This window comes from Streptomyces sp. NPDC058985, assembly GCF_042740985.1.
In the GTDB taxonomy this organism is placed as follows: Bacteria; Actinomycetota; Actinomycetes; order Streptomycetales; family Streptomycetaceae; genus Streptomyces.
The window spans coordinates 1-7,942 of the sequence record NZ_JBHYJX010000090.1; the positions used below are offsets into that span (position 1 = coordinate 1).

2 protein-coding genes are annotated in these 7,942 nt (G+C 70.1%); both read left to right on the forward strand.

The window, feature by feature from the left end:
- Positions 1–8 precede the first annotated feature (8 nt).
- On the forward strand, positions 9–3,245 hold the full coding sequence (locus ACFW01_RS38100; protein ID WP_384511398.1) for an amino acid adenylation domain-containing protein: 3,237 nt from the start codon (positions 9–11) through the stop codon (positions 3,243–3,245).
- The coding region (locus ACFW01_RS38105; RefSeq protein WP_384511395.1) for an amino acid adenylation domain-containing protein at positions 3,245–7,942 on the forward strand (4,698 nt) is incomplete at its 3' end. The genes ACFW01_RS38100 and ACFW01_RS38105, both read left to right, overlap by 1 nt.

The window sequence follows — 7,942 nt, forward strand, 5'->3', positions numbered from 1 at the left end:
TGGCGCCGCTGCAGGAGGGTCTGCTCTTCCACCATCTCCTCGCGGACGGCGGAGACGACGCGTATGTGATCCCCACGGTGCTGGAGTTCGACTCGAGGGCCCGGCTGGACGGATTCGTGGGCGCGTTGCGGCAGGTAATCGCTCGGCATGACATCTATCGCACGAGTGTGGTGTGGCAGGGCCTGGGTGAGCCGGTGCAGGTGGTGTGGCGCCGGGCGGAGCTCCCGGTGACCGAGGTGGTCCTGGATCCGGACGGGCCGGAGGCGGTGGAGCAGTTGCTGGCGGCCGCTGGTCTGTCGATGGATCTGGGCCGGGCGCCGTTGATTGATGTGCACGTGGCCCGGGCGCCGGGGGGTGAGGTGTGGCTGGGGCTGGTGCGGGTGCATCACATGGTGCAGGACCACATGGGGCTGGAGGTGCTGCTGGGTGAGATACGGGCGTTCCTGGACGGTCGTGGTGACCGGCTGGGTGAGCCGTTGCCGTTCCGGGAGTTTGTGGCGCAGGCACGTGGTGGGGTGGAGCGGGCGGAGCATGAGGAGTTCTTTGCCGGGTTGCTGGGTGATGTGAGTGAGCCGACGGCGCCGTACGGGCTGGTGGATGTCCGTGGGGATGGGTCGGGCTCGGTGGAGACGCGGGCGGTGGTGGAGGCCGCTGTGGTGGGCCGGCTGCGTGTGGTGGCGCGGCGGTTGGGGGTCAGTGCGGCGACGGTGCTGCATGTGGCGTGGGCGCGGGTGCTGGCGGCGGTCAGTGGCCGTGAGGACGTGGTGTTCGGCACGGTGCTGTTCGGCCGGATGAACGCGGGTGCGGGTGCGGACCGGGTGCCGGGGCCGTTCATGAACACGCTGCCGGTACGGGCACGGATCGATGGCGTGGGTGTGCTGGACGCGGTGACGGCCATGCGTGGCCGGCTCGCGGGACTGCTGGAACACGAGCACGCACCACTGGCTCTGGCCCAGCAGGCAAGCGCAGTGCCCGCCGACGCACCGCTGTTCACCGCGCTGCTCAACTACCGGCACAACAATGGCTCCAGTTCTGCTTCCGGTTCCGGTTCCGGCCGAGGGCTGGAGGGAGACCGAAGCACGGGGCTGGACGGCATCAGAACCCGGTTCGCACGGGAACGGACCAACTACCCGCTGACCGTTTCCGTCGACGACGACGGAGACGGGCTGGTACTCGGTGTGAGGGCAGTGGCCCCGATCGATCCGGAAACGGTGGCCGGGGCGCTGAGCACCGCGGTGGAGGGCTTGGTGTCGGCTCTGGAGGCGGCACTGGAGGGCGGTCCGGAGCCCTGGCTGAGCACGGTCGAGGTGATCGGCGCCGCGGAGCGGGATCGGGTTTTGGTGGAGTGGAACGGTACGGGGGTGGAGGTGGGTGCTGCGACGCTTCCGGGGTTGTTCGAGGCGCAGGTGGTGCGGTCGCCGGGGGCGGTGGCGGTGGTTGCTGACGGGGTTGAGGTGTCGTATGGGGAGTTGGATGTGCGGGCGAATCGTCTGGCGCGGTTGCTGGTGGGTCGGGGGGTGGGGCCGGAGTCGGTGGTGGCGGTTGCGTTGGAGCGTGGGGTGGATCTGCTGGTGGCGTTGTTGGGTGTGCTGAAGGCGGGGGGTGCGTATCTGCCGGTGGATCCGGGTCTGCCGGCGGACCGGGTGGCGTTCATGCTGGCGGACGCGGGCGCTGGTTGTGTGCTGACCCATGGCGGGGTCCAGATGCGGTCGCTGCTGCCGGACACGTTGGCGGTGGTGGGGCTGGATGACCCGGCGGTGGTGAATGAGCTGGCCGGGCTGGAGGGCGGGGCGCTGTCGGACGGGGAGCGGGTGGGTGTGCTGCTGCCGTCGCATCCGGCGTATGTGATCTACACGTCGGGGTCGACGGGTGTGCCCAAGGGCGTTGTGGTCGCGCACGAAGGGGTGGTGAACCTCTGCGAGGGACACCGGCAGCTGGTGTTCGGCCCAGACGCTGACGGTGCTGGTGGGGCGACCGGGGCCGGCACGGTGACTCCGGGCCGCCGGCTGAGGGTGGCGTTGACGACGCCGGTGTCCTTCGACGCGTCCTGGAACCAGCTGGCATGCTTGTTCGCCGGCCATGAGCTGCATGTGGTGGATGCGGTGACGTGGGCCGAGGCCGGTCTGCTGGTGCGGTGGCTGGCGGAGCACCGTATCGATTTCCTCGAGGTGACGCCGTCGTACCTGCAGGTCCTGGTCGATCAGGGCCTGCTGGACGAGCCCGGGTGGCGGCCGGGACGTATCGGTGTGGGTGGCGAGGCGATCTCGGATGCGTTGTGGGAACGTCTGCGCTCGGCCACCGCCGTGCAGGGCTTCAACTTCTACGGGCCGACCGAGTGCACGGTCGATGTGGCGGTGGCCCGGAACAGGCAGACAGCCGGACGGCCCGTGATCGGCGCGCCGGTGGCCAACGCCCGGGTGTATGTGCTGGACCCCGGGCTGCGACCGGTGCCACCGGGAGCGGTGGGCGAGCTGTATGTGACCGGTGCGGGACTGGCCCGCGGCTACACCCGCCGTGCGGGGCTGACCGCGGAACGCTTCGTGGCCTGCCCGTTCGAGCCCGGGGTGCGGATGTACCGGACCGGGGACCTGGCCCGCTGGACCGGCGACGGGCAGTTGGTGTTCGCGGGGCGTGCGGACGACCAGGTGAAGATCCGCGGGTTCCGGATCGAGCCGGGCGAGGTCCAGGCCGCCGTCCTGGCGCATCCGCAGGTGGCCCAGGCCGCCGTGATCGCACGGGAAGACACCCCGGGCGAGGTCCGGCTGGTGGCATACGTCGTCCCCGCGGACGGTGTGGTGGAGAGCTCGCTGCCGGAGGCGGTGCGGGAGCTGGTGGGTCAGCGGCTGCCGGGATACATGGTGCCGTCGGCGGTGGTGGTGCTGGACGAGCTGCCGCTGACGCGCAACGGCAAGCTGGACCGCAAGGCGCTGCCCGCGCCTGACCTCGGCATGCATGCGGGTGCGGGACGTGGGCCTGCCACGGAGCGTGAAGAGCTGTTGTGTGCGGTATTCGCCCAGGTTCTGGGCTTGGAGTACGTGGGGGTGGACGACGACTTCTTCGCCCTGGGTGGACACTCGCTGCTGGCGCTCAGGCTGGTCAGCCTGGTCCGCGCGGAGCTGGGTGTGGAGTTGCCACTACGGGTCCTGCTGCAAGCGCCGACCGTCGCACGACTCGCAGAGCAGATCGGAAAGCAGAAGACAGCCAGGCCGGCGCTTCGGCCCATGCGCACGCAGAAGGAGTCCTGATGATTCCCTTGTCATTCGCCCAGCGCCGCCTGTGGTTCCTCTGGCAGCTGGAGGGACCGAGCGCGACCTACAACATCCCCATGTCCCTGAGGCTGACCGGCAGCGTCGACCGGGACGCATTGGGTGCGGCGCTGCACGATGTCATGGGGCGGCACGAGGTGCTGCGCACGGTCTATCCCGTGGCCGACGGCGAGCCGTATCAGCACATCCTGGACCTTGGGGACCTGCCGGGGGCGTTGTCCGTTGTGGAGGGGAATCCGGCGGAGCTGGCGGCGGCCGCCGCCGAAGCGTCGCGATACGAGTTCGACCTGTCGGTGGAGGCGCCGATCAGGGCGTGGCTGTTCGTGATCGGGCCGGACGAGCATGTGCTGCTGCTGGTGGTGCACCACATCGCAGGTGATGGCTGGTCGAGAGCGCCGCTGTTCAGTGATGTGGCGAAGGCGTACGACGCACGCTGTGCGGGCCGGGCTCCGCAGTGGGAACCGTTGCCGGTGCAGTACGCGGACTATGCCCTCTGGCAGCGAGAGATGCTGGGGGACGACAAGGATCCCGACAGCGTGATATCCCGTCAGGTGGCCTACTGGCGGCAAGTGCTGGCCGGGGCGCCCGAAGAGCTGGCTCTGCCGTTCGACCGGCCCCGTCCGGTGGTGGCCGGCCACGTGGGCCACACGGTGCCGCTGGAGGTCTCGGCGGAGGTGCATGCCCGGCTGGTGGAACTGGCGCGGGCCGAGGGCGCCACGGTGTTCATGGCTTTGCAGGCGGCACTGGCCACGCTGCTGTACCGGCTCGGTGCGGGTACCGACATCCCGATCGGCGTCGCGGTCGCCGGGCGTACGGACGTGGCGCTGGACGACCTGGTCGGCTTCTTCGTCAACACGCTGGTTCTACGGACGGACCTGTCGGGGGATCCCACGTTCCGCGAGCTCCTGGTTCGGGTGCAGAAGGCCGGGTGGGAGGCGCTCGAGCATCAGGACGTGCCATTCGAACGGCTCGTGGAGGAGCTGGCCCCTGTACGGTCGCTGTCCAGGCATCCGCTGTTCCAGGTGTTGCTTTCGGTGGAGAACAGTGCGCGGGCGACGGAGAACCCGCCGGTCACTCCCACGGACGGGGCGGCGCCGCAGCTGGCGATGCCGGGGCCCGCCGCGAAGTTCGACGTCGAGATGAGCGTACGGGAGCTGCTCGACGCGGAGGGTGCGCCGGCGGGGTTGCGCGGTGGGCTGACCGTGGCGGCGGACATGTTCGACCTCGAGAGCGCGCAGCGCCTGGCGGAGCGCTGGACTCGGGTCCTGGGACTGCTGACCGCCGACCCGCAGACGCGGATCGGTGCCGTGGGCGTGCTGGACGCCGCGGAGCGGGACCGGCTGTTGGTGGAGTGGAACCACACCATGGCCGATCTGCCGGATGTGTCGTCGGTGGGGGAACTGTTCGAGGCGCAGGTGGCGCGGACGCCGGATGCGCCGGCCGTGGTGTGCGAGGGCGTCGAGCTGTCGTACGCGGAGTTGGACGCGCGGGCGAACCGACTGGCACGAAGGCTGATCGGGCAGGGGGTGGGCCCGGAGAAGGTGGTGGGTCTGTGCCTGCCACGCGGCACCGAGATGGTGGCGGCGATCCTGGGAGTGTGGAAGGCGGGAGGAGCGTATCTGCCGATCGATCCGGCCTATCCGGTGGAGCGGATCGCGTACATGGTGGACGATGCCGGCGCGATGGTCGTGCTGGCCCAGCGGTCCACGGTGGGGGCGGTGCCGGAGTCGGCTGCGGTCCTGGTGACGGATTCACCCGAGGTGGAAGCCGAGCTGGCGGACTTGTCGGGGACTGCGGTGGCAACGCGGACAGGTGCGGCGGTATCGCCGTCGACAACCGCGTACGTGATCTACACGTCGGGGTCGACCGGGCTGCCCAAGGGCGTGCTGGTGGAACATCGATCCGTGGTGAGCCTGCTGTCGTGGGCGGCCAGGACCTTCTCCGCCGATGAGTTCTCGCGCGTACTGGTGTCGACGTCGTTCACCTTCGACGTATCGGTGTTCGAGACGTTTGGACCGCTTGTGTCGGGCGGCAGCATCGAGGTGGTGCAGGACGTGCTGGCGCTGGCCGACCGGCGACGTGGTGCGGAGGCGGTGAGCCTGATCAGTGGGGTGCCGTCCGCTCTGTCGCAGGTGCTGGCCGGGGGCACCGCCGAGACCGGGGTGCGGACCGTGGTGCTCGCGGGTGAGGCACTGACGGCGGGCGCGGTACGGGAGATTCAGAGTGCGTTGCCGGGCGCCCGGGTGGCGAACATCTACGGCCCGACCGAGGCGACGGTGTACGCGACGGGCTGGTGGGGGGACGGGGCGGTCCAGGGCGTTCCCCCGATCGGCAGACCGGTCGCGAACGCGCGCGTGTATGCGCTGGACGAACACATGTCGCCGGTGCCGGTGGGCGTGGTGGGTGAGCTGTACATCGCGGGCGAGGGGCTGGCACGCGGATATGCCAACCGTGCGGGGATGACGGCCGAGCGGTTTGTCGCCGACCCGTTCGGCGCCGGTGGAGGGCGGCTGTACCGGACCGGGGACCTGGTGCGGTGGGCCCCTGACGGGCAGTTGGAGTACCTGGGCCGGTCCGACGAGCAGGTCAAGGTGCGTGGATTCCGCGTCGAGCCGGGCGAGGTCGAGGCCGTGGTCACCGCCTGCGCGGGAGTCGCCCGGGCAGCGGTGGTCGTACGCGAGGACACGCCTGGTGACAAGCGTCTGGTGGCCTACGTCGTACCCATCGCCTCCGGCGGCGAGGACGAGACCGCCGGTGCCACGCTGTCTGAGGCGGTCCGGGAGCTGGTGGGTCAGCGTCTGCCGGGTCACATGGTGCCCTCCGCGGTGATGGTGCTCGACGCGCTGCCGCTGACATCGAACGGCAAACTGGACCGCAAGGCCCTCCCCACCCCGGACTACGCGCGGGGGGCCGGGCGCGGTCCTGCCAACGCCCGGGAAGAGGTGCTGTGCGAGGCCTTCGCCGAGGTCCTGGGCCTGGAGAAGGTCGGAGTCGATGACGACTTCTTCCGGCTGGGCGGGCATTCGCTGCTGGCGGTGAAGCTGGTGGAGCGTTTGCGTGCCGGTGGGATGACCTTGTCGGTGCGGGCGCTCTTCCAGACGCCGACCCCTGCGGGACTGGCGGCCGTGGCAGGTGCGAAGCCGGTCGTGGTGCCGGCGAACGCGATACCCGCGGACGCCGAGGAAATCACTCCGGAGATGTTGCCGCTGGTGAAGCTCTCGGCTGCCGAGACCGAGCGGATCGTCGAGAGTGTCGAGGGCGGCGCGGGGAACGTCGCGGACGTGTATCCGCTGGCGCCGCTCCAAGAAGGGCTGCTCTTCCACCACCTGCTGTCGGACGACGGTGAGGACGCGTATGTCATCCCGACCGTGCTGGAGTTCGACTCTCGGGCGAGGCTGGACGCGTTCGTGGGCGCGTTGCAGAGGGTGATCGCCCGGCACGACATCTATCGCACGGGCGTGGTGTGGGAGGGACTGCGCGAGCCGGTGCAGGTGGTGTGGCGTCGGGCAGAGCTCCCCGTGCAAGAGATGGTGCTGGATCCGGACGGGGCCGATCCGGTGGAACAGCTGCTCGCGGCCGGTGGTCTGTCGATGGACCTGAGCAGGGCACCGCTGCTGGACGTGAAGGTGGCGGCGGAGCCGGGATCGGAGCGGTGGCTGGGCCTGGTGCGCATGCACCACATGGTGCAGGATCACACGGCCATCGAGGTGATGCTGGATGAGGTGCGCGCGTTCCTGCAGGGGCGGGGCGGTGAGCTGCACGAGCCGCTGCCGTTCCGGGACTTCGTCGCCCAGGCACGCGGCGGCGTCGACCGGTCGGAGCACGAGCGGTTCTTCGCCCAGCTGCTGGGTGAGGTGAGCGAGCCGACCCTGCCGTTCGGGATGCTGGATACGCGCGGGGACGGAGCCGGGCTGGTCCGGCGGACGCTGGAATTCGAGGTGGATCTGGTCGGGCGGCTGCGTACGGCGGCTCGACGATTGGGAGCCAGCCCGGCGACGGTGCTGCATGTGGCGTGGGCGCGGGTGCTGGCGGCGGTCAGCGGCCGTACGGACGACGTGGTGTTCGGGACGGTACTCTTCGGCCGCATGAACGCGGGTCTCGGCGCCGACCGCGTGCCCGGTCCGTTCATGAACACACTTCCCGTACGGGCACAGGTCGGCGGTCTCGGGGCAGCGGCGGCTGTGACGGCCATGCGCAGACAGCTGGCGGAGCTGCTGGAGCACGAGCATGCGCCTCTGGCGCTGGCACAGCAGGCGAGCGGAGTGGCGGGCGATACCCCCCTGTTCACGGCCCTCTTCAACTACCGGCACCACACGAGCTCGGGGCCGACTCGGAACGGTCAGCAAGCGGAGGAGGGCGGTGGGAGCGGTCTGGAGGGGATCAGCAGGCTTTACTCGCGCGAGCGCAACACCTATCCCCTGGCCGTCTCGGTCGACGACGACGGCGACAGGATCGGTCTCGCCGTCGACGCGCTCGCCCCGATCGACGCGGCGGCAGTGGGTGTGCTGATACGAACCGCCGTGGAAAACCTGGTGACGGTGCTGGAAGAGAAGCTGGAGGGCGGTGAGGACCGCCCCTTGAGCACGGTTCAGGTGCTGGACGACGCTGAGCGGGATCGGGTGTTGGTGGAGTGGAACGGTACGGGGGTGGAGGTGGGTGCTGCGACGCTTCCGGGG